Below are 21,144 nucleotides of genomic sequence, written 5' to 3' on the forward strand. Positions count from 1 at the left end.
CAGGTGTCGACCTTGGTCGACACGGCGGCGACAGTGGTCGGGCATGGCTTGACGCTACGCCCCGCCCTTGAGGATCACCTCGGCCAGCCGATCATAGTCACCGCCGAAATGGTGGTCGCCCGGCAGCTTCACCCGCTTCACGCCGTCATTGGCCGGCAGGTCCGGGCACAGTGCGTCCTCGTCCTTGTCGCCATATACGCACAGGGTTCTTTCCGCCGGCAGCCTGGCCACTTCCGGTGCGATCGGCAGGCCATCGCCGCCACCGCCCAGCCAGTTGCTGACGTGGAATTCAAAGTCGGCCTTCCTGCCTACCGACAGCAGCACGATACGATCCAGCGCTGCGCGGGTATCGGCATCGAGCTGGTTGATGGTCGCCGGCAGCACGTCGGCGCCCTGCGAGAAACCGATCAGCATCACCTTGTCGCGGTGCCACTGCTGGCGGTAGTGGTCGATGATCTTCTGCAGGTCAGCGGCGAAACCCTTCGGCGTGCGCTCGCTCCAGAAGTAGCGCAACGAGTCGATGCCGACCACGGCCACGCCGTGCTCGTTGAGCGACGACGCCACGTCCTTGTCCAGGCCGGCCCAGCCACCATCGCCGGAAACGAATACCGCCAGCGTATCGCCGCTACCGGTCGCCGGTACTTCCACCACCGGCAGGCCTTTCAGCGCGGCCGGCGGCGGTGCCAGACTGACCCCGGCCTGCGCGCCGATCACCCGCGCCGCGGCCACCAGACCGGGTGAGGCATCACCGCGCGCGGTTCGCTTGAATTCGCGTGCCATGGCGACCTGCTGAACGAACCGGCTGGCCTCGCCCACCTTGCAGCTGTGATCGCCAGCGGCACTCAACCACGGAAAATTCAGTTCGGCGGGCTGCAGCGTGTTGTGCTTCACACCATCGCCGCAGACCATGCGCTCATGGTTGTGGTCCGGGCAGAAGCCGGTGGTCAGCAGGCCGGCAAACACCTGGGTGTCGGCCTGCGCCGCGAGCGAATAGGCCATCTCGGCACCCTCGCCGTCACCGCCGACCAGCGGCAGGTGGTAGCCGGGCAGATGCAGGGACGCCTGCAGCCAGCGCGAGAAGTTCTCGACGTCACCGGCGCCGAACGAGCAGGTCGGATCACCCTCGCGCTTGAGCACCCCGCGCAGGTGCGCGATGTCCACAGCGGCAACGATGGCGCCGTCGGCACGCAGGGCTTCGATCGGCAGGCGGCTGGTGTCACCCCCTGGGGAGGGCTCGTGGAACCAGATCACCACCCGCTGCGGCGTGCCGGCCGGCATGTGCACCGGAATCTGCTCGAACCGCCCGTGGCTGAACTGCTGCACGTTGGCCGCCGCCATTGCCGGCAGCGCCGCCAGCGCCAGAACCACACCCATTGCCCTGCCCAGCCCTGCACGCTTCATATCGCATCCCCGATGGAATGCGCACACGATACGCCGCCTCCACGTGCACGGCACGTACCGGTGCAGGCCGTTGGCGATTCAGTCGGCCGTGGTACGCCGACTGCGCCGGTACAGTGCCAGCGCCAAGTACAGCAGCCAGCCTACGATCACCACGATCACGACCTTCTGGCCCAGCCCGCGCGGCGGACCGGCGCGCCACAACACATGCAGCCACAACAGTACGAACGCCAGCCAGGCCCAGCCCCAGAGCAGGCTCGCGGCGGACTGCCAACCCGGTTCGCGGCGCAGGTACCAGGCCTGCAGCAGCATGCCGACGCTGGCACACAGGAACGCCGTGTTGGCCGCCAGCCCATGGATGAACGGTGCCAGCAGCGGCGTCGCTTCCGGCAGCCAGCTGTCACCGATGGCGACCGTGGCCAGGCCCAGTGCCGAGACAGTGAACAGCAGCGGCGCCGCCGCGCTGCGCCGCGGGCCGACGCTGCCCCGGTAGAGGCTGATGCCGAGCAGGGCGATCGCCAATGCCAGCAGGCAGTAGGCCGCGCGCAATGCCAACCCCCACGGCCCGTGCAGATAGAGGCTGAGCGTGGCCCGCACCCAGTCCAGATCGGTGCGTGCGAACTGGGTCCACAGCGCGGTGGCCACGAACAGCAGCAGCGCCGCCAGCGCCAGCAGTGCCGCTGGGCGCGCGCGGCTCATGTGGACGCCTCCGGGTGCCGCGCCAGCCATTCGGCCAACGCCTTGCGATAGCGCTGCAGCTCGTCGGCATACAGGTCCAGCACACATAGCGGGCAACCGCTGCCGCAACATTCGTTCGGACCGGGCTCTTCCGGCGGCAGCGGACGGGGATCGGGATCAGGGACGGACACGGTTGGAAGCGGCAATCGGTGGAAACGGGCCCCAGTGTACCGGGCTGGTTCAGCGGCCCAGCTGCCGGCGCAGGTTGTCGCGCGCGGCAGAGTCGAGGCGCTGGTGGAAGAATTCGCTGAGGAAGATGCGCGGTGCACGCAGCAGGCCCTGCAGGAAACGACGGCGGCCGGCGCGATACAGGAAGCCTGGCACCACGCCCTTGTACTCTTCGGCCACGCCGCGGTCATAGGCGCTGAACACCGGCTCCGGCGCGGCCAGGATCGCCATGTCGCAGTCCAGGAACAACGCGGCCTCGGCATCGACATCGTCCGGGGCGAGCTCGCCATGGCGGGCAGTCAGCAGGATCAGCTGCTCGACCCGGGCCGCGTCGACCATGGCAAGTTCCGGCGCCTGCGCGATCGCCTGCAGGGCCAGCTGCGCCGAACGCGCTTCGTTGTCCTTTCGCCCCGCCACATAGATCGCATCGTGGTAGAGCGCGGCCAGGTAGACCTCGGCCGGCTGCTGCCAGCCTGGACCGTCGGCAACCTCCTGGCAGTGCTGCAGCACCGCACGCACGTGGCCGAAGTGATGGTAGGCACGTGGTGGCGTTGCATAGCTGTCCTGCAGCGCCTGCCACTGCGCCGGAGCGAGCGTCAGCGGGGAGAAGTCCATGACCGGATCATCCCGCCTGCGCCGGTAGCGGGCAAGCCGGCCATTTTTTCACCACACCGTCACAACGCTCTCCGCACGGGGCCCCAACGCGGTTGTCCACAGCTTTGTCGAGCGCTGGTCCACACCGGCTGTGGATGAACGCGCGGACCGACCAGCGGTCACTGCAGGGGTGCGCGCACAGGTCTACACTCGCCTCAGGCGGGAGCGCCCGCCGCTGCCGGGAGCCGTCATGTACCGTCCTGCCGCCCGATCCGTTCTGCTCGCATTGGCCGCATTGGCGGCACCCTCCGCGATCGCACTGAACCCTGACGCGAGCGAAGCCCCTGCGGTCGCTGCCAGCACCACCGCGCCGACGATTCCAACACCGCAGCAGGTGTTCGCGATTCCACCGGCCATGCTCGATATGCTGCACACCCAGGTGACCCGTCGCAGCTATTCGCGCGAGCAGCGCCTGCAGGCGCTGGTGGAGATGATCTTCGACCGCCATGGCATGGACCTGCAGTACGACGCCGACGCGACCCTTACTGTCAGCGAGATCTGGCAGCAGCGACGCGCCAACTGCCTGGCCTTCACCCTGATGTTCGTCGCACTGGCACGCGAAGCCGGCATCCAGGCGCGCGTGCAGGAAGTTGGCCAGGTGGTGTCGTGGTACCAGGACCAGGCCCAGGGCCTGGTCTACAGCGTAGGCCACGTCAATGCCGGGGTCGGCTTTGCCGGCCGCTTCGCCACCGTCGATCTGGATCGCAATGTGCTGTACGACCGCCGCGGGCCGCTGCCGATCAGCCAGGCGCGGGCGTTGGCGCACTTCTACAACAATCGCGGTGCCGAACGCATGGCCAGCGGCGACCTGGCGGGCGCACGTACCTTCTTCGATACCGCGCTGGCGCAGGACGGCAGCTTCGCTGCCACCTGGAACAACCTGGGCGTGCTGGAAAACCGCACGGGCGATACCGCCGCTGCACGCCGGGCTCTGGAAAGGGCGCTGCGACTGGACGGCCGCCAGGATGCTGCACTCACCAACGCCAGCGCCCTCTACCGCAAGCTCGGCATGATTGCGCAGGCCCAGGCGCTGGAGCAGCGGTTGCAATCGGTGCAGCGCGAAGACCCATTCGCGCAGTACATGCTCGGTGCCGAGGCCGAACGCGCCGGGCAACTGCAGCAGGCGATCCGCTATTACCGGCAGGCCGTGCGCCTGTACGACACCGCGCACCAGTTCCACTTCGGGCTGGCGCGGGTCTATTTCCTGGCGGGCCAGCTCAAGCACGCCGATCGTGAGCTGCTGCGTGCACAGGAACTGGGCGGGGCGCCGCAGCAGGCGCGCTACCAGGCCAAGCTGGACAGCCTGGCCCGCTGGCGCGCACAGCAGCAGGCCCGGCGCTGAAGGCCGGTCAGGCCTTCTTGAGGAAGCAGGTCTTCAGGACCAGGCCCTTGATCTTGTCCGAATTGCCTTCGATGTGCTCGGCATCGTCCTCGACCAGGCGGATGTTGCGGATCACGGTGCCCTGCTTGAGCGGGATCGAGGAGCCCTTCACCTTCAGGTCCTTGATCACGGTGACGGTGTCACCGGCCTGCAGGGTATTGCCGTTGCTGTCACGCACGACCAGGGTCGAACCGGCACTTTCCTCGGCGGTCCATTCGAAGCCGCAGTCGGCGCAGATCCACAGCGCGCCATCGGCGTAGGTGTTTTCCAGGGTGCACTGCGGGCAGGCAGGGACAGAAGACATCAGCAAGTACCTCAAAGTGAATCAACAGCTGCCATTGTAACCGCCCGGCTCCCCCGGCATTTTCCGGGCAGTACGCCGCGACCTCCTTGACCCGGCCCGGAACAGGAAACCGCGGGACCTTGCAGTCAGCGGCGAACTGCAGCAGAGTGCGCGGCCCCTGATCGCCCCCGGAACTCCCCATGCGCCTCGGCATCGACTTCGGTACCAGCAACTCCGCCGCCGCCATCGTGCATGAAGGGAAACTGCTGCCGATCCGCTTCGGCGACGCCGAGCAGTTCCGTACCAGCGTGTACTTCCCCGGCGTGGTGCCCGACCCGGATGACTTCCAGCTCGATGACGGCCAGGAGCACCAGCTGCAGCAGATGATCGACAGCGCTGCGCGTGCGGCGCGCGCCGCCGGCCAGCAACGCACGCCGCAGGCGCTGCGCCGCGAAGCCCTGCGCGCGCTGCGCCGGGAATGGATGGAAGCCCGTGCCGGCAAGGAACGCAGTGCCAGCGACCTGCTGCAGAATGCGGTCTACGGTGACGAAGCGCTGGAAGCCTATTTCGAGGAACACGAAGGCAACCTGGTGCAGAGCCCGAAATCGATGCTCGGCTACAACCTGCACCCGCGCGCCAAGCAGACCATCACCGGCATCGCCGCGCACATCCTCGAACACATCCGCCTGACCGCCAGCGCCCAGCTCGGCCAGCCGCTGCGAGCGGCCCTGCTCGGGCGTCCGGTGCAGTTCCGCAGCTCGATCGGTGCGGCCGGCAATGACCAGGCGCTGGACATCCTGCGCGAAGCCGCCAGCCAGGCCGGTTTCGACCAGATCGATTTCCTCGAGGAACCGGCCGCGGCGGCCATGCACTATCACGCCGAAAGCCGCGAACGGCACCAGGCCGTGATCGTCGACATCGGCGGCGGTACCACCGATATCGCCCACGCCGAAGTCGGCGGCGACGACGCCCCGCGCATCCACCGCGCCTGGGGCATCGCCCGCGGCGGTACCGACATCGACCTGGCGCTGAGCCTGTCCAGCTACATGCCGCTGTTCGGCCGCGGCATCACCCGCGTGCCCGCCCACCACTATGTGGAAGCGGCCACCGTGCAGGACATGACCCGCCAGCGCGACTTCCGCCAGCACAAGTATGACCATGTCGACAATCCGTGGGGCGCGCGCCTGCAGGCCCTGCAGGACACCGGCAATACCGCCCGCCTGTACCGCGACGTCGAGCGCGCCAAGATCGCCCTCAGCGCCGCCAGCGAACATCGCAGCACGCTGGACTACATCGCCCGCGACCTGCATGCCGACAGCAGCGCCGACGGCCTGGCCGCAGCCGCGCATGGCTATCTGGAGCAGCTCCGGGAGCTGCTGGCCCAGGTCCGCAGCGACATCGGCGGCGACCCGGACGCGGTGTTCCTGACCGGCGGCATGTCCCGCGCCGGGTATCTGCGCCAGGCCGTTGCGGAGGCCTTCCCGGGCGCCCGCATGGTCCACGGCGAGCCCTCGCTGGGCGTGGTCCAGGGCCTTGCTTTGGCGGCAGCAAGCCAGGATTAACAAAACGTTACGCGATCTAAGTTACTCTTGGTCGGCTAGAACCCTGCTGCACCTTCCACCGGCCACGCCGGTGTGTGTCCACGGTGCAGCCTGGCCCGCCCTGCGGGCCTAGCGGCCATGCCTTCCTGGCTCGTTCATGGTCCGCGTACCACCGGAGCCGCCATCGAGACCCGCTTTGGGCACCCGCCAGGCCCCTGAGGCCTTACAACCTGACGCAGCACATGCACCCATCGACTGCCGCCGTTGTGACGCGGTCTGTTGCCGGCTGCCCGTGTTGCTGCAGCCCGGCGACCACGTGCCCGGCCAGTTCCTGTCACGCGACACCCACGGCCGTGCCGTGATGGCGCGCAACGAGGAAGGTTGGTGTGCGGCGATCGATCCCTATCACCTGCGCTGCACGATCTATTCGCAGCGCCCGGCGATCTGCCGCCAGTTCTCGATGGGCGGCAGTGACTGCCGCCGTGAGCGGCAGGACTACCTGCGCCAGGCCGATGCCTGGGCGCTTTCCTCCCCTTCCACCTGACAGGAGCAACCATGCCCCGCAAGGCAAAGACCCCCGCGAAGGCCAGCAACAGCATCCGCAGCGAACGCAAGGGCGCGGCCGCCAGCACCGTGGTCAGCAGCGATTCGATCGCTTCGGACCTGGCAGCGTTCCGCAAGGCCGGTGGCAAGATCGAAGTCCTCGGCACCACCTGGGCGCTGAAGAAAGCCAGCTGACCCAGTACCGACCGCGGCGGCGCTGCCGCCGCGGCCTGCCGGATCGCGCTCAGCGATCCAGGCTTACCCGAACACTGCCCGAATGCGACTGGATGCGGATATCACCGTCGCCGCTGCCCAGCCGCGTATCAAGATGGCTGCCGGGGCCGTAGCGCGGCCGCTCCACCTGGCCGGCATCGCTGTTGATCGACCCGCTGAAGCTGTTCACCGACAGCTGCGCCGAAACCGAGCGTGGCAGGCGCAGGTTGACCGACGCACTCACCGATTCGACATTGATCCGGCCCCCCGGCGCCAGCCCGGCCGCCGACAGATCGATGCTGCCCGATACGGTTTCCACCGCCAACCGCTGCACCCGCCCGGCATCGACCTCGACCCGGCCGGATACCGTCTGTGCACCGATGTCACCGGACACGCCGCCACCGGCTTCGATCCGGCCGCTGACCGTGTTCACATCCAGCTTCGGGGTCTGCAGGCGCGCGCTGACGCCGCCACTGACCGTATTGAGCTTGCTGTCGCCGCTGCGACCGGAGGCGCTCAGGCTGCCGCTGACCGTGTCGGCCTGCAGGCGACGCACATCGATGCCGCTGATGTCCTGGTTGGCACTGACCGTGCTCAGCAGCAGTTCCACCGAACGCGGCACGTTCAGCACCAGCGTCGCGCCACCGTTGTTGTTGCGACGCGGATACTCGATTTCCCAGCGTACGCGGTTGGCACTTTTCTCCTGGCGCAGCTGGAGGCCATCGCTGAGCGTACCGGTGAGCTGCACGTCGTTGCGGTCCCAGCCACGCACGGTCACTTTGCCGGCCACGTTGCTCAGTTCGATGCGACCGCCCGCAGCCAAGGTGTGGCGCTCGTCGATGCGGGTGTCGGCCAGCGCCACGGCAGGGGACAGCAGCAGTGCGACACAGCAGGAAATCAGGGTTCGGGTCATGGGGGTCTCCTCAGGTCGTCAGGCCGGACTCGGCGGCATAGGCCGCCTGCCGGGTCAGTTCCAGCCGCAGCGCATAGGTACGCTTGAGCTGGCCAAGCAGGTGAGGCGCACGTGGGTCCTGCGCCAGCGCGGCCTGGATCTGTGCCGCGCTTTCATCCAGTTCATGCAGCGCCGGCTGCCATTCCGGTGCCCGGCCTGCGGGCAGCGAGGCCACCGCCTGCCGGTACTGCTCGGTCATCGCCGCAGCCTGCAACTGCAGCGTGGACGGCACCGGTATATCCGGCTGCGCATGCCGCCAAGGGGCCACGGCGTAGATCGCCAGGCTGGCAGCCAGGGCAGCGCCGGCCGGCGACCACCAGCGGCGCCGCGAACGCGTTGCCAGGGCCACCACGTTGCCCGTTGGCGCAGGTGCTGCCTCTGGTTCACGCGGCGGCAGCCGCGCGGACAGGCGTGCCCAGCCATCGGCCGGTACATCGCGCTCGTTCGGCAGAGCGCGCAGCCGGGCCAGCAGATCGTGATCGGAATCGTGTTCGTGTGTACTCATGTCATGTCTCCCAGCCGTGCGCGCAGCAGGCCGCGCGCACGATGCAGCTGTGCCTTTGAACTGCCGACGGCCATCTGCAGCTGCTCGGCGATTTCCTGGTGCTTCCAGCCTTCGATGTCGTGCAGTACCAGTACCGCACGCGCCCTCGGAGGCAGCGTCGCGAGTGCGCGCTCCAGGTCGCGCTCGGTACCGGCACAACGGTCGTGCACCGCCAGCTCCTGCAGGCCGCCGTCGACCTCCTCCAGACTGTCGTGGTCCTGCCCGGCGGCGCGCCCGCGCAGTTCCATCAGTGCAGCGTTGACGCCCAACCGGTGCAACCAGGTCGACAGGCTGCTTTCGAACCGGAACCCCGGCAGCGCCTTCCATGCCTGCAGGAACGCTTCCTGCAGGGCATCCTCGGCACGCGCCTGCTGGCCCCCGCACAGGCGCCACAGTACGGCGAACACGCGCGGCGCATGGCGCCGGTACAGCAGTTCGTAGGCCGCAGTGTCACCGGCGGCGGCCGCCCGCACCAGGGCGGGTTCGTCGACAGGGGCGTGGGCGGCAGGCGGCGCTGGCATGGTGGTGTCGAGCATATCGCTTGGATGCGGCGACCCGGAAAAAGGTTTAGAGCCGATCGCCGATCAAGGCCATGCAACCTTTTCGACGATGGCTGCATCCATGGAAGGTCATTCGAGAGAACACCTCCAGGGAGTTCCGCCATGTCCAGCTCGTCCTGCGCCGCCCTGCTGGTAATCGTCGCTTGCGTCGTGCTGCAGGCATCGGGCCTGTCCTTGCGGTTGTGCCCCGACAACGGCCGCGCCTGCCTGCAGCAGCATCGACAGGAGCTGGTCTGCCTGGCGTGGTCGCCGATGGTCGAAACCCCGGCACGCGCCGGGTAACATCGAGGCCGTTCCCACCACCTGTTTTCGCCCCCATGATGTTGTCGCTGAAGGATCACCTGCCGGCCTGGAGCCACCCATGGCTGAACTACGCGGGCGTGGCCCTGCAGATCGTGCTGGTGCTGCTGGTCGCCTGGCTGCTGCGGGTACTGGCCCGTCGCCTGATCCGGCGCTTTGCCGAGCACTACACGCTGCCACCTGAAATGGTGATGGGCGCGCGCCGGATCACCAGTTTCGTGGTCTATTTCAGCGCCCTGCTGTATATCCTCAGCCTGCTCGGCGCGAAGCCTTCAGTGCTGTGGACCGCGTTCACCGGCTTCGCCGCCGTGGGCGCAGTGGCCTTCTTCGCGGCCTGGAGCGTGCTCTCCAACATCTTCTGCACGTTGCTGATCTTCACCACTCGCCCGTTCCGCCTGCATGACTACATCGAAGTGCTGGAGAACGGCGAGAAGCCGGGCCTGAAGGGGCGGGTGATCGACGTGAACCTGATCTACACCACGCTGCAGGAAACCGGCGACGGCCATGAGGGTACGGTGCTGCAGCTGCCGAACAACCTGTTTTTCCAGCGCACGGTGCGCCGCTGGCGCGACCCGGCGCAGGCACCCGGCGGCATCCAGGGCGACGGCTGAGGGTGGGGTTTTCGGCAGGGCTGCGCCCTGCACCTGCAGAGGCCGAAGCCGAAGCAAGATCAAGAGCGGCATTCCGTGGGATGGCGGGGCGGTGTGGGTGGTCAGGACACGCCGTAAACCCATCCATGGGGGCTCGATGGCGCCATCCATGGCGCCAACGGTCCTGCCCACCCACACCGCCCCACCTCTGACAGATTCCGCGCGCTGTTGGTGGGTGCCGACCGTTGGTCGGCACATCTGTCAGATATCGATAGTCAGAATTGGATCCGACCCCGTGCCGACCAACGGTCGGCACCCACCATCAGCAGCAGGTTCCAACAGATCGCGGAAATCTGTCGAAGGCGGGGTGGGTCCGGTTGAGGGGGCGTGAGCCGCATGGATGCGGCGACCGAGCTTACATGGACGTACTTGCAGCGTCCCCCTCAATCGGACCCACCCCGCCATCCCACGGATAGCACGCTTTTGCCGTTGCCGTTGCCGTTGCTCCAAGCAGGTGCAGGGCGCAGCCCTGCCGAGCACCCCTTACCTCAGCTGGCTGTCCTTGCTGCCACGCCGGTTGTAACCGGCATGCGCCTGCTCTTCTTCGTCATGCGCCTGCTGGCACGCCACGCACAGGCGAACTCCCGGCACAGCACGACGTCGCGCCAACGGAATCGGCGCTTCACATTCCTCACAGTGCTCGAGGCCCGGGCCCTGCCGCAGCTGGCGGCGCGCGCGGGCGATCGCATCGTCGACGGTGGCGTCGATCTGGTCCTGGACCGCGCCATCTCCCGCCCAACCGGTGGCCATGGTCTTCCTCCGCAGGTGTGTCGCCTGATATGGGGACGATACACCCGCGCACAAAGGAGCAGGCCAGTGTTGCGCCGAGCCGTGCCCGGTGCGCCTTCAGCAAGCTGAGCAGAACGCCAACGGATCCAATCGGGGCGATCGCGACTTAATCCCCTCCGGCCCCTTTTTGCTTACCAGATCAGGTCGTCCGGCACCTGGAACTGGGCGTAGTAGGCGTCGTCCTCGGCGTTGCCGGTGGAGATCTCGGCAGTCGAGCCCGGCTGGCCGTGGTCGACGATGATCGCCTCCGGGGCCCGCTCGCGCACCTTCTCGGCGGCGGCGCGCGGCAGCAGGGCGTAACCCTCGCCATTGGCGACGATGACCAGCACGCCCACCGACAGCGCCTTGCGCAGCTTGGGGTCGATCAGCAGGGTGCGGATCGCCGCGCCATCGCTGAAGCGATACTCGTCATCGCCCTTGTGGGGTACTGCATGGGCCGCGATGATCTGCTTCGCCTGTGCCTTCTGTTCCGCCTGCCTGGCCTGGGCATTGCGCTCGGCGGCCAGCGCACGGTCGCGCTCGACCTTCTCGGCACGGGCACGTTCAGCCTCACGCTGGACCTCGGCCGAGGCCGATTCGGCCTTGCCCTGGCGGGCCTTGGCCTGCTCCCGCGCGGCGGCGCTGGCCTGCGACTTCTTGGCCAGACCGGCCTTGAGCAATTGTTCCTGCAGCGCGTTGGGCTTTGCCATGGTTGGTACATACCGCGTGTAATCTTGGATGCTTCCATTCTACCGACGCCCCGCCGCCCCTGCATGGCAGTCCTGAAGTACCTCACCGGCTACCCCGAACCCCTGGTCGCCCAGGTCAGCGAACTGCTGGCGCAGGGCAAGCTCGGCCCCTGGCTGCAGCAGCGCTATCCCGACCCGCACGAGGTGCGCAGCGACCGCCAGCTGTACGACTACACCCAGGCGCTGAAAGATCGCTACCTGCGCAAGTCGGTGCCGCTCAACAAGGTCTGCTACGACAACACCCTGGAAGTGATCAAGCACGCGCTGGGTACGCATACCGCCATTTCCCGCGTGCACGGCAGCCGCCTCAAGGCCAGCCGCGAGATCCGCATCGCTACGGTATTCCGCCAGGCGCCAGCGGCGTTCCTGCGCATGATCGTGGTGCATGAGCTGGCCCACCTGAAGGAAGCCGACCACAACAAGGCCTTCTACCAGCTGTGCCAGCACATGGAACCGGATTACCTGCAGCTGGAGTTCGATACCCGTCTGTACCTGACCGAGCTGGCCAACCGCAGCCAGCGCTGACCGGCCGCAGCAGCTACACTGCGCGCCCCCTGCCCGACCTGCCCGCCATGGAACCGATCCGTCTCGACAAACGCCTGTCCGCCCTGCTCGGCATCCCCCGCGGCGAAGCGCGGCGCTATATCGAAGGCGGCTGGGTAACGGTCGACGGCGAAGTGGTGGAACAGCCACAGCGCCCGGTCGATGACAGCATGGTGATCGTCGTGGCCGAGCACGCCAGTGATGAAAAGGCCGAGCGGGTCAGCATGCTGCTGCACAAGCCGGCCGGCGTTGCTGCTGAGACCCTGTGTGCGCTGGTCAGCAGTGACAGCCGCAGCGAACTTGATGCCAGCGACATCCGTCCGTTGCAGCGCCATTTCCACGGCCTGCAGCTGGCCGCTGCACTTCCGGCCAGCGACAGCGGCCTGGTGGTGGTCAGCCAGGATCCGGCCACGCTGGCCCATCTACAGCGCAATCTGGGCCGCACCGAACAGGAATACCTGATCGAAGTGGCCGAAGGCGGCCCCGAGCGAGGACCGTGGCTGCTGGCGCGGCTGCAGCAGGAATCCGGCGGCGCGAAGGTCAGCTGGCAAAGCGAGCAGCGCCTGCGCTTTGCCGGCAAGGGGCTGACCGCCAAGGGGCTGCGCGTGTCGGTGACCGCCGCCGGGCTGCAGGTGCTGGCCGTGCGCCGACTGCGCATCGGCCGCGTGGCATTGGGGCCGCTGCCGCCGGCGCAGTGGCGTTACCTGGGCAGCGACGAGCGGTTCTGAGGCCTGCGGGTCAGGGCCCTTTCCTGCAGAAACGGGTCCGCCCCCCATCCGTGACGCCCGCGGGGTCGGATCCCTTGCCGAAGGCAAGGGCGCTGACGCCCTATCGATCCTGCAGGCATTCCTTCACGCAGGGCGTGGATCTACCATCGAGGCATGAGCCTGCCCATGCCCCTGTGGCGACGCCTGTTGCGCGTCGCTGCAATCATCCTCGCCGCGCTGTTGCTGCTGGTCCTGTCCGGGCTGCTGCTGGCCGACCATCTCACGCCACAGGCAAAGGGCGTGCCCTCGCATGTACTGCCATTGCAGCCGGCGCAGACCCGCATCGACCAGCAGATCGTGCCGCTGCAGGACGCGCATCCCGGGCAATCAGGCGTAGCGTTCCTCAGTGATGGCATGGATGCCTTCGCCGCGCGCGCGATGATCACCGCGCACGCTGGCCGCAGCCTGGACCTGCAGTACTACATCTGGCACGACGACCTGATCGGCCACCTGATGGCCAAGGCGCTGCATGACGCCGCCGAGCGCGGTGTGCGCGTGCGCATCCTGCTCGATGACATGAACGCCAAGGACAAGGACGCGCTGATGATGGCGCTGGACCGGCACCCCAACATTGAAATCCGTCTCTACAACCCGTTCCGCAACCGGACCGGCATCCTGCGCGTGGTGGAGATGGTGCAACGCTTCTTCAGCGTGAACCACCGCATGCACAACAAGAGCTGGATCGCCGATGGCCGCGTCGCGATCGTCGGCGGCCGCAACATCGGCGAGGAGTACTTCAGCGCGCGCACCGATGTGAACTTCCAGGATCTGGACCTGCTGGTCGCCGGCCCTGCCGTGGAGCAGGCCAACCGGATCTTCGACGACTACTGGAACAGCGAGGCCGCCATTCCGGTATCCGCGCTTGCCTTCCATACCGATGCACAGCTGCGCCTGCTGGTGCGCGAATCGGATCATGAGGCGCAGCGGGACGTGGCCCGGCCCTACCTTGCGCGCGTGGCCGAATCGCGCCAGCGGCAACGCCCGAGTCCCGAGCCATTGCACTGGAGCAGTGCAGTGCGCATCGTCTCGGACCCGCCGATGAAGCATCGCAGGGATGATCGCGCTGCCTGGCTGGTGTCGACCCTGATCAGCGAGCTGCAGGCCGCCCGGCACAAAACGTTGTTGATCTCACCCTACTTCGTGCCAGGCAACGAAGGCCTGGATGGCTTTTCGGCCATGGCCGGGCGGGGCGTGCAGGTCGGCGTGGTGACCAACTCACTGGCTGCCAACGACGTCGCCGCCGTGCACGGCGGCTACATGAGCTACCGCGTGCCGTTGCTCGAAGCGGGCGTCCACCTGTACGAACTGAAGGCGCAGGGGCAGTCCGGCGATGCCGGCATGTTCGGCAGCAGCGGCGCGAGCCTGCACACCAAGGCGTTCGTGGTCGACGACCGCCGCGGCTTCGTCGGCTCGTTCAACCTCGACCCTCGCTCGGCCTACCTCAACACCGAAATGGGCGTACTGTTCGACGACCCGGTGCTGGGGGCGCAGCTGCGCAATGAGTACCTGCGCCTGGCGGACCCCATGCACAGCTGGTGGCTGGCGCTGGACGACCGAGGCCGGCTACGCTGGCTGGAGCGTGAACCGCCACCGCACTGGGTGGAGGCCGAGCCAGGGGCAACTGCGCGCAAACGCTGGTTGTCGCGGGCCATCAGCTGGCTGCCTGTCGAATCGCAGCTGTAGCACTCAGGCGGCCGGGCCGGCCTGGTCCTGTCCGGCCTCATCCAGCGTTTCCACGCTCCGCCCATGCAGGCGCCGCCAGATCCAGCGCAATGCATGCGGCGGCGCTGAAAGCAGCTGCTCCAGCAGCGCCAGCATGCGGCTCTGGCTGGCATGCCCATGGCGGCACAACAGGCTGGCCGCTGCGGCGGCGCTGGCCAGGCGCAGGCTGTCGGCCAGCGCCCCTTCTGCATCCACCGCCAGGGCCTGGTGAACCGGTTCAGGCAGCTCCCATGCGGCGGCGACCCGCTGCGCCAACGGTAACGACCACTGCTGCAGCAGCTGCAGGGCCAACGCCGGCTCCACGGCCTCGCTGCGGGCCTGCGCTTCCTGCAGCAGCTGGCGCATTACCAGTGACGCGCCCAGTCCCTGCACCAGGCCCAGCCACTGCGCAGCGAAGGCATCACCGAAGGTGACCGTACGTGCGTGATCGGCGGCCGCGCGCGAGGCCAGCAGCGCGTGCTCCCAGATGATCGCGCTGAACTGCGGGAACACTTCGCACTGCACCTGCATCACCGGCTGCACCAGTACCGCGCTGATGATCTGCCGCACGCCTTCGGTACCCACCAGTGTCACCGCCCGCTGCAGGCTTTCGACCGGGCGCTCATGCACCTTGTAGGCCGGGCTGTTGGCGATGCGCAGCAGGTTGCCGGTCAGTACCGGGTCCTGGCCGATGATCGCGGCCATCACCCGCGCTGAGGCGGCATCGTCGTTGACGGTCTGGATCAGCTGCGGCAGCAGTTGCGGCCGGCGGGGCAGCTGCCTGGCCGCCCAGTTGCGGTCCTGCAGCGCGCGCGCCACCGCCTCGCCCAGCCCTGCGGCCTGCACCGGCGTGGATTCACCGGCCAGACGCGGGTACAGGGCCAGCGCATGCAGGCCACGTTGCAGATGTGCAGCGATCTCGGCCGGGGGCAGCGCCTCGCCCTGCAGGCTCGCCGCTGCGGCGGCCACCGCCTGGCGGGACGCAGCAACCAGCCGCGACGGTGCCGCCCCGGTCGAACGCGCCAGCCAGCCGCGCAGCGATCGCCACCAGGCCGCTGTCATCGCCGCCTGCCCTGTCGTTGTGGTGCCCTTGCCGTCACTGACCGCCTGCCTCTTCACGCGAATCCGGCCACCCGCCGTCGTCGCAGCATCGGCCGCATTTTCATCTTCTTTAACCGGAAGGCATGCGATGTCGACGGCACCGGCCAGGGGAATGGACTAGAATGGCGCCGCGCGACCCGTCCCCCAGCCATGACGACGTCGCTTTTTTTGTTTTTGGGACCCTACCGTTCACTGGCCGTTCGCTGCAGTTCGCCGCTGTTCGCGCCATCGGAGACGCCATGCTATTCGAAACCCTCGCCACCACCGGCCACGAACAAGTGGTGTTCTGCCACAACCACGATGCCGGCCTGCAGGCGATCATCGCCATCCACAACACCACCCTGGGCCCGGCCCTGGGCGGCGTGCGCATGCGTCCGTATGCCAGCACCGACGAGGCGCTGGCCGACGTGCTGCGGCTGAGCCGGACGATGACCTACAAGAATGCGCTGGCCGGCCTCAACGTCGGTGGTGGCAAGGCGGTGATCATCGGCGACCCGAAAGTGGACAAGACTGAAGTACTGTTCCGCGCCTTCGGCCGTTATGTCGACTCGCTGGGAGGGCGCTACATCACCGCCGAGGACGTCGGTACCGACGTCAACGACATGGAGAACATCTACCTGGAGAGCCAGTTCGTGACCGGCGTGCACCAGGTCCATGGCGGCTCCGGCGATCCGGCCCCGTTCACCGCCTACGGTGCGCTGCAGGCGCTGATGGCGGCGATGCGCTTCAAGTTCGGCCATGAGGAAGTGGGCAAGACCAGCATCGCAGTGCAGGGCCTGGGCCACATCGGCATGGAGCTGGTCAAGCTGCTGCGCGATCGCGGCGCCAAACTGTATGTCACCGACCTGGACAGCGCGCTGGTTGATCGCGCGGTCAGCGATTTCGGCGCCGAAGCGGTCAAGCCGGACGAGATCCACGAAGTGAACGCCGATGTGTTCGCACCGTGCGCGCTGGAAGGCGCGATCAACGCCGACACCCTGCCGCGGATCAAGGCGAAGATCATCTGCGGTACCGCCAACAACCAGCTGTCGAGCCTGGAAATCGGCGATGAACTGCATGCGCGCGGCATCCTGTATGCACCTGACTACGCGGTCAACGCGGGCGGCGTGATGAACGTGTCGCTGGAGATCGATGGCTACAACCGCGAACGCGCGATGCGCCTGATCCGCAGCATCTACCACAACCTCACCCGCATCTTCGAACTGTCGCAACGCGAGAACATCGCGCCGCAGCGGGCAGCCGACCGCATCGCCGAAAGCCGTATCCTGTCGATCGGCAAGCTGAAGATGCCGCTGGGTCGCAGCACCCCGCGCCTGGGCAACCTGCGCGGCGGCTGAGCCTGCCGATGTCGCGCCGGGCCTTTCGACCCGGCGCGACCGCCCGTTCAGAACCCGGTGCTGTAGCGCAACGCCGCCTGGCGCGCGCCTTCGCCGCCGACGCGCTGGTCGAAGCCCAGGCTCAGGCGGCCGTTGCGGCCCCACCACGACTCCAGCGCCACGCCGAACAGCGCACTGCCGCGCGGCGCGTTCCAGCCCGCCAGTGGCGCCCATGCATCAACGCCGACGAAACTAGCCTGCCAGTCCGCATCGGCACCATCGAGCCGCTGCTGCCATTCGGCATGCCCGCGCAGGGTCCAGCGCCCCCAGCCACGTTCGCCGCGGATACCGGCCAGCATCTGGCTGCGCTGTACGCGGTTGGCATCGCCACGCAGGCCGAAGCCGAACCCGCCCAGTTCGTTGAAGGCATCGGTATCCACGCGCGTGCTGCTGGCGCCCACGTAGGGTGTGAACGACGCACCCGCGCGGCCGAAACGATAGCCGCCTTCGACACTGGCACTGCTGAAACGTCCGCCGTAACGTGCAGAGACACCGTAGGCGCCGGCGCCCAGCAGCAACTGGCGATCCAGCGCCCGGGTGAACTGGCCGCTGCCGACCTGCGCCAGCGCATAGCCCCGGCCCAGGTTCCAGCCGGCATACAGCTGCGCCTGCGTCTGGCGATCACGCCCACGATCACCACCGACGCTGCTGCCACCATTGCTGCGGGTTTCGCCAAAGGCCACGCCCATCAGCCCATTGCTGCCCAGTGGCAGGTCCTGGCCGGCCATCCAACCGCGGCTGTCGGCGGCATTGCCGGCGAAACTGCCCTGCCCGGCTTCGCCGAGCGCGCTCTGCCAGGCCCCGCGCAGGCGCGGCGCCGTCTGCACGCGATCAAAGCGCTCGGCGATCGCGCGGCGTGACATGTCGATGCTGTCGAAGGTGGCCGACTCGGCCCGCGCATGCGCCTGTCCGGACAGGCTCTGCAAACTGGCCTCGAGGCCTTTGCTGCCACCGCCGGTCCACTGCAGCGCACCGGCGGCCGTACCGAAGGCCGAGCCCTGCAGCGTCGTATCGCCATCAAGCGCGCTGAACGCACTGTCCACGCGTCGCGCAGACGACTGCGCCGAGGCCGTGAGCCCGGTCGCGGCCGCCGTGACGCTGACCTGGGTCAGGTTCAACCAAGCGTTGTTGCTGTCATATCCATAGCTGCTCTGCAGCAGCGACAGGCCCTGCAGGCCGCTGGAGGTGGCAGGGCTGCTGAAGGTGCCGCTGAGGCCGGCGGCGGCGTGGATCAGGTCCTGGCGGCTGCCGTTCTGCGGCACATAGCCGGAGACGAAGCCGTGCACGCGCACGCCCCCGTCGATCGTGGCGTTGCCGGTGACCTGCAGCGCATTGGCACCGAGCGCGATCATCAGCTGCGCGCCGGCCTGCTGGGTGTAGTTGCCCTCGATGGTGCCGGTGGTGTTGCCGGTGGTCAGGAACACGCTGCTGCCGTTGACCACATTGCCGATCACGCGCGGCGTACCGCCATTGAACTGCAGGCCGGTCGAATCCGGATCGGGCTGCGCCAGGATCGTCACGTTGGAGCGGATCACGCTGCCGTTCTGCAGTGACAGGATGCCGCGCTCGATGCGGGTGGCACCGCTGTAGCTGTTGTTGCCCCCCAGCACCAGGGTTCCCCCGCCCTGCTTGACCAGGCCACCGCTGCCGACGATGTCATTGCTCCACAGCGAGCCACTCGATGGCGCATCGACATTGGCCACCACATCGCCCCAGTCGAAGCGCCCCGGCCCCTTGATCGCCCGCGAGATGTCGAGCAGGCCGTAGCCGAACACCGCATCCACGCCGGGCGCACCGATGTCCTTGGCGGTGCCCAGCAGGGTCTGCCGCACCAGGTTGTTGTCGAAGTACGGGTAGCGCTGCCAGACCAGGGCGGCGGCGCCGGAAATCAGCGGGGCGGCGAAGGACGTGCCGTAGTTCCAGTAATAGCTGCCGCCGTTGGCATCGGGATAGACCGCGCTGCCCGGCGCCGCCAGGCAGTAGCGCGCGGCTTGGCCGCAGGCATTGGCGTAGCTGGCCAGCGTGCCCGGTGCATACGGATCCACCGCAGTGGCCACCAGCCAGCCGCGCTCCAGATCGGCCGCCGGCAGCGAGCCGGCAACGCCCAGCTGGCTGGGCAGCGCGGCCAGGCTGCTCGGCTCGGGGCGCGCATCGTTGCCGGCCGCGAACACCACCAGGCCGCCATGGTTGATGACGAACGGCCGGTACTCGGCCGCCACCTGCGCGGTGGTCGGCAGGTCGGTCCAGTACAGGCCGCCCCACGAATTGTTCATCACCTTCACGTTGTAGCTGATCAGGTCCTGGTGGACCTGCGCCACGCCCAGTGGGCCGCTGAAGGAATTGCCCTTGCCGCTGCCGTCATCGACGGGCGGCTTGTCGGCGATGATCCGCGCCGAAACGATCTGTGCGCCGGGGGCGATGCCGCCCGGCCAGGACCCCACCGAAGCACCCGCGGCCAGGCTGGCCACCGCCGTGCCGTGGCCCACCACGTCGTCCACCTGCAGGTTGTTGCGGGCGGGGTCGATGTAATTGAGGTTGGCGACCACGCGCCCGTTCAGCGCCACTGCGTTGCGCTGCACGCCCGAATCGACGATGCCGATGCGCACCCCCTGCCCGGTCAGGCCGGCGGCCTGTGCGGCACGCGCATTGGTCACGGACAGGTGCGCGTCGAAGGCCGGCTCCTGCGGCTTGGCCGGAGGCGGTGTGGTCGGCGGGGGCGTGGTCGGGGGCGTCGGGGTGGTCGGGGGGGGATCGATGCGGACATTTCCGCCGCCTCCGCCGCCACCACATGCCGTCAATGCCATCGCCAGCGCCGACGCCAGCGCCGACCTCACCATCATCGTGCGTTCCATCGATTCCTTCCCATGAACGTTGGCCTGCCTACATCCCGGCAGGCGTGCGGTGCCGCCCAGCGGCGGCCCTCCCCGACCCTCTATACTTGGGTCGACCCCCACGCAGTCTGCCGGGAAATCGCGGCGCTTCCAACGTCCTCGGTCTCCTTTCCGAACATTGCTTACGCATCAACGAGATTGCCATGTCCAACATCGTCATCGCCGCCGCCAAGCGCACCGCCATCGGCTCCTTCCTCGGCCAGTTCAACGGCGTGCCGACCCCGACCCTCGGCGCGGCCGCCATCGCGGCCGCCCTGGAACAATCGGGCGTGCCGGCCAGCGACGTCTCTGAAGTCCTCATGGGCTGCGTGCTGCCGGCCAACCTCGGCCAGGCGCCCGCCCGCCAGGCGGCGATCGCCGCCGGCATTCCGCTGTCGACCGGTGCCACCACCCTCAACAAGGTGTGCGGCTCGGGCATGAAGACCATCATGCTCGGCCATGACCTGATCAAGGCCGGTTCGGCCAGCATCGTGGTCGCCGGTGGCATGGAATCGATGTCCAACGCCCCGCACCTGCTGCCCAACTCGCGCACGGGCAACCGCTTCGGCAACTTCCAGGCGATCGACCACATGGCCCACGACGGCCTGGTCAACGCCTACGACGGCAAGGCCATGGGCGAGTTCGCCGAATGCGCCGTGGACAAGTACCAGTTCAGCCGCGAGGAACAGGACGCCTACGCGATCGAATCGGTCAAGCGCGCACAGGCCGCACAGGCCAATGGGGCATTCGCCGATGAGATCGTCGCGGTGAAGGTGGCCACCCGCAAGGGTGAGGTCGAGGTCGCCACCGATGAGCAACCCGGCCGCTCCGACATCGCCAAGATCCCGACCCTGCGCCCGGCCTTCAAGAAGGACGGCAGCGTCACCGCCGCCAGCTCCTCCAGCATCTCCGACGGCGCCGCTGCGGTGGTCCTGCTGACCGAGGAAGACGCCAACGCACGTGGCATTACCCCGCTGGCGCGCATCGTCGGCCACGCCACCCATTCGCAGGAACCGGAATGGTTCACCACCGCCCCGATCGGCGCGATCCACACACTGCTGGCCAAGACCGGATGGTCGCTGGACCAGATCGACCTGTTCGAAATCAATGAGGCCTTCGCCGTGGTGGCGATGGCACCGATGCGTGAACTGGGCATCCCGCACGACAAGCTCAACGTGAATGGCGGGGCCTGCGCACTGGGCCATCCCATCGGTGCCTCCGGTGCACGCCTGGTGGTGACCTTGGTCAACGCCCTGCGCACGCGCGGTGGCAAGCGCGGCATTGCCACCCTGTGCATCGGCGGTGGTGAAGCAACAGCCATCGCCATCGAATTGATTTAAAAAG

Annotated in this window: 23 protein-coding genes; 11 read left to right on the forward strand and 12 right to left on the reverse strand. The window is 67.9% G+C overall.

Annotation, left to right across the window (positions count from 1 at the left end):
- Positions 1 to 54: 54 nt before the first annotated feature.
- The 4 genes from ACSYHF_RS14640 to ACSYHF_RS14655 all read right to left on the reverse strand — a co-directional run bounded on the left by ACSYHF_RS14640 (position 55) and on the right by ACSYHF_RS14655 (position 2,919).
- On the reverse strand, positions 55 to 1,401 hold the full coding sequence (locus ACSYHF_RS14640; protein ID WP_329848619.1) for a virulence factor family protein: 1,347 nt from the start codon (positions 1,399 to 1,401) through the stop codon (positions 55 to 57).
- 78 nt (positions 1,402 to 1,479) lie between these two features.
- Positions 1,480 to 2,097 carry a DUF998 domain-containing protein gene (locus tag ACSYHF_RS14645; protein ID WP_005418159.1) on the reverse strand — a complete coding sequence of 206 codons (618 nt, stop codon included), beginning with the start codon at positions 2,095 to 2,097 and terminating at the stop codon, positions 1,480 to 1,482.
- Positions 2,094 to 2,267 carry an oxidoreductase-like domain-containing protein gene (locus ACSYHF_RS14650; RefSeq protein ID WP_049415754.1) on the reverse strand — a complete coding sequence of 58 codons (174 nt, stop codon included), beginning with the start codon at positions 2,265 to 2,267 and terminating at the stop codon, positions 2,094 to 2,096. The genes ACSYHF_RS14645 and ACSYHF_RS14650 overlap by 4 nt, the downstream gene beginning before the upstream one ends.
- 49 nt (positions 2,268 to 2,316) lie before the next feature.
- On the reverse strand, positions 2,317 to 2,919 hold the full coding sequence (locus ACSYHF_RS14655; protein ID WP_005418163.1) for an HD domain-containing protein: 603 nt from the start codon (positions 2,917 to 2,919) through the stop codon (positions 2,317 to 2,319).
- Between the two features lie 229 nt (positions 2,920 to 3,148).
- On the opposite strand from ACSYHF_RS14655, the gene ACSYHF_RS14660 reads away from it, so the two are divergent.
- Positions 3,149 to 4,300 carry a transglutaminase-like domain-containing protein gene (locus tag ACSYHF_RS14660; protein ID WP_065179251.1) on the forward strand — a complete coding sequence of 384 codons (1,152 nt, stop codon included), beginning with the start codon at positions 3,149 to 3,151 and terminating at the stop codon, positions 4,298 to 4,300.
- Between the two features lie 7 nt (positions 4,301 to 4,307).
- Here the strand turns inward: ACSYHF_RS14660 and ACSYHF_RS14665 are convergent, their stop codons facing one another.
- The gene (locus tag ACSYHF_RS14665) at positions 4,308 to 4,643 is read right to left on the reverse strand and encodes a zinc ribbon domain-containing protein YjdM (RefSeq protein ID WP_005414225.1); all 336 of its coding nucleotides are present in this window, start codon (positions 4,641 to 4,643) and stop codon (positions 4,308 to 4,310) included.
- A gap of 179 nt (positions 4,644 to 4,822) precedes the next feature.
- Here ACSYHF_RS14665 and ACSYHF_RS14670 point away from each other — a divergent pair, with 179 nt between their 5' ends.
- From ACSYHF_RS14670 to ACSYHF_RS14680, 3 genes are all read left to right on the forward strand, one after another.
- Complete coding sequence (locus ACSYHF_RS14670; RefSeq protein ID WP_065197357.1) at positions 4,823 to 6,184, forward strand: Hsp70 family protein; 1,362 nt, start codon at positions 4,823 to 4,825, stop codon at positions 6,182 to 6,184.
- A gap of 271 nt (positions 6,185 to 6,455) precedes the next feature.
- Positions 6,456 to 6,707, forward strand: a complete 252-nt coding sequence (locus ACSYHF_RS14675) for a YkgJ family cysteine cluster protein (RefSeq protein ID WP_032954387.1) — start codon at positions 6,456 to 6,458, stop codon at positions 6,705 to 6,707.
- An 11-nt stretch (positions 6,708 to 6,718) separates the two neighbouring features.
- Positions 6,719 to 6,901: a hypothetical protein gene (locus tag ACSYHF_RS14680; protein WP_005410566.1), complete on the forward strand. Its 183-nt coding sequence runs from the start codon at positions 6,719 to 6,721 to the stop codon at positions 6,899 to 6,901.
- Positions 6,902 to 6,950: 49 nt separating this feature from the next.
- On the opposite strand, the gene ACSYHF_RS14685 is transcribed toward ACSYHF_RS14680, so the two are convergent.
- Genes ACSYHF_RS14685 through ACSYHF_RS14695 form a run of 3 tightly spaced genes read right to left on the reverse strand, consistent with a single transcriptional unit; the run spans position 6,951 to position 8,951 of the window.
- Positions 6,951 to 7,832 (reverse strand): DUF4097 family beta strand repeat-containing protein, encoded by an 882-nt coding sequence (locus ACSYHF_RS14685; RefSeq protein WP_005418169.1) that lies wholly within the window; start codon positions 7,830 to 7,832, stop codon positions 6,951 to 6,953.
- 10 nt (positions 7,833 to 7,842) lie between these two features.
- A complete protein-coding gene (locus tag ACSYHF_RS14690; RefSeq protein WP_447575760.1) occupies positions 7,843 to 8,376 on the reverse strand; it encodes a hypothetical protein in 534 nt (177 codons plus the stop codon).
- Positions 8,373 to 8,951: an RNA polymerase sigma factor gene (locus ACSYHF_RS14695; protein ID WP_005418173.1), complete on the reverse strand. Its 579-nt coding sequence runs from the start codon at positions 8,949 to 8,951 to the stop codon at positions 8,373 to 8,375. The genes ACSYHF_RS14690 and ACSYHF_RS14695 overlap by 4 nt, the downstream gene beginning before the upstream one ends.
- A gap of 126 nt (positions 8,952 to 9,077) precedes the next feature.
- On the opposite strand from ACSYHF_RS14695, the gene ACSYHF_RS14700 reads away from it, so the two are divergent.
- Positions 9,078 to 9,257, forward strand: a complete 180-nt coding sequence (locus tag ACSYHF_RS14700; protein WP_005418175.1) for a hypothetical protein — start codon at positions 9,078 to 9,080, stop codon at positions 9,255 to 9,257.
- A 35-nt stretch (positions 9,258 to 9,292) separates the two neighbouring features.
- On the forward strand, positions 9,293 to 9,886 hold the full coding sequence (locus ACSYHF_RS14705) for a mechanosensitive ion channel family protein (RefSeq protein ID WP_005418176.1): 594 nt from the start codon (positions 9,293 to 9,295) through the stop codon (positions 9,884 to 9,886).
- A gap of 522 nt (positions 9,887 to 10,408) precedes the next feature.
- Here the strand turns inward: ACSYHF_RS14705 and ACSYHF_RS14710 are convergent.
- Both ACSYHF_RS14710 and ACSYHF_RS14715 read right to left on the reverse strand, forming a co-directional pair.
- The gene (locus ACSYHF_RS14710) at positions 10,409 to 10,675 is read right to left on the reverse strand and encodes a DksA/TraR family C4-type zinc finger protein (RefSeq protein ID WP_005418184.1); all 267 of its coding nucleotides are present in this window, start codon (positions 10,673 to 10,675) and stop codon (positions 10,409 to 10,411) included.
- Positions 10,676 to 10,845: 170 nt separating this feature from the next.
- Positions 10,846 to 11,403 (reverse strand): DUF2058 domain-containing protein, encoded by a 558-nt coding sequence (locus ACSYHF_RS14715; protein WP_005418186.1) that lies wholly within the window; start codon positions 11,401 to 11,403, stop codon positions 10,846 to 10,848.
- Between the two features lie 63 nt (positions 11,404 to 11,466).
- On the opposite strand from ACSYHF_RS14715, the gene ACSYHF_RS14720 reads away from it, so the two are divergent.
- The 3 genes from ACSYHF_RS14720 to ACSYHF_RS14730 all read left to right on the forward strand — a co-directional run bounded on the left by ACSYHF_RS14720 (position 11,467) and on the right by ACSYHF_RS14730 (position 14,435).
- Entirely contained in the window at positions 11,467 to 11,967 is a 501-nt protein-coding gene (locus tag ACSYHF_RS14720; RefSeq protein WP_053499398.1) for a M48 metallopeptidase family protein, read from the forward strand.
- A gap of 47 nt (positions 11,968 to 12,014) precedes the next feature.
- Entirely contained in the window at positions 12,015 to 12,713 is a 699-nt protein-coding gene (locus ACSYHF_RS14725) for an RNA pseudouridine synthase (protein WP_329916167.1), read from the forward strand.
- A 165-nt stretch (positions 12,714 to 12,878) separates the two neighbouring features.
- Complete coding sequence (locus ACSYHF_RS14730) at positions 12,879 to 14,435, forward strand: phospholipase D family protein (protein ID WP_447575761.1); 1,557 nt, start codon at positions 12,879 to 12,881, stop codon at positions 14,433 to 14,435.
- Between the two features lie 3 nt (positions 14,436 to 14,438).
- On the opposite strand, the gene ACSYHF_RS14735 is transcribed toward ACSYHF_RS14730, so the two are convergent.
- Positions 14,439 to 15,515, reverse strand: a complete 1,077-nt coding sequence (locus tag ACSYHF_RS14735) for an HDOD domain-containing protein (protein ID WP_447576442.1) — start codon at positions 15,513 to 15,515, stop codon at positions 14,439 to 14,441.
- Positions 15,516 to 15,793: 278 nt separating this feature from the next.
- On the opposite strand from ACSYHF_RS14735, the gene ACSYHF_RS14740 reads away from it, so the two are divergent.
- Entirely contained in the window at positions 15,794 to 16,891 is a 1,098-nt protein-coding gene (locus ACSYHF_RS14740) for a Glu/Leu/Phe/Val dehydrogenase dimerization domain-containing protein (protein ID WP_004153019.1), read from the forward strand.
- A gap of 47 nt (positions 16,892 to 16,938) precedes the next feature.
- On the opposite strand, the gene ACSYHF_RS14745 is transcribed toward ACSYHF_RS14740, so the two are convergent.
- A complete protein-coding gene (locus ACSYHF_RS14745) occupies positions 16,939 to 19,782 on the reverse strand; it encodes a S8 family serine peptidase (RefSeq protein ID WP_447575762.1) in 2,844 nt (947 codons plus the stop codon).
- A 182-nt stretch (positions 19,783 to 19,964) separates the two neighbouring features.
- Between ACSYHF_RS14745 and ACSYHF_RS14750 the strand changes: the two genes are divergently transcribed.
- Positions 19,965 to 21,140 (forward strand): thiolase family protein, encoded by a 1,176-nt coding sequence (locus tag ACSYHF_RS14750; protein ID WP_005418201.1) that lies wholly within the window; start codon positions 19,965 to 19,967, stop codon positions 21,138 to 21,140.
- Positions 21,141 to 21,144: the final 4 nt, after the last annotated feature.

The sequence above is a fragment of the Stenotrophomonas maltophilia group sp. P373 genome (assembly GCF_053295075.1).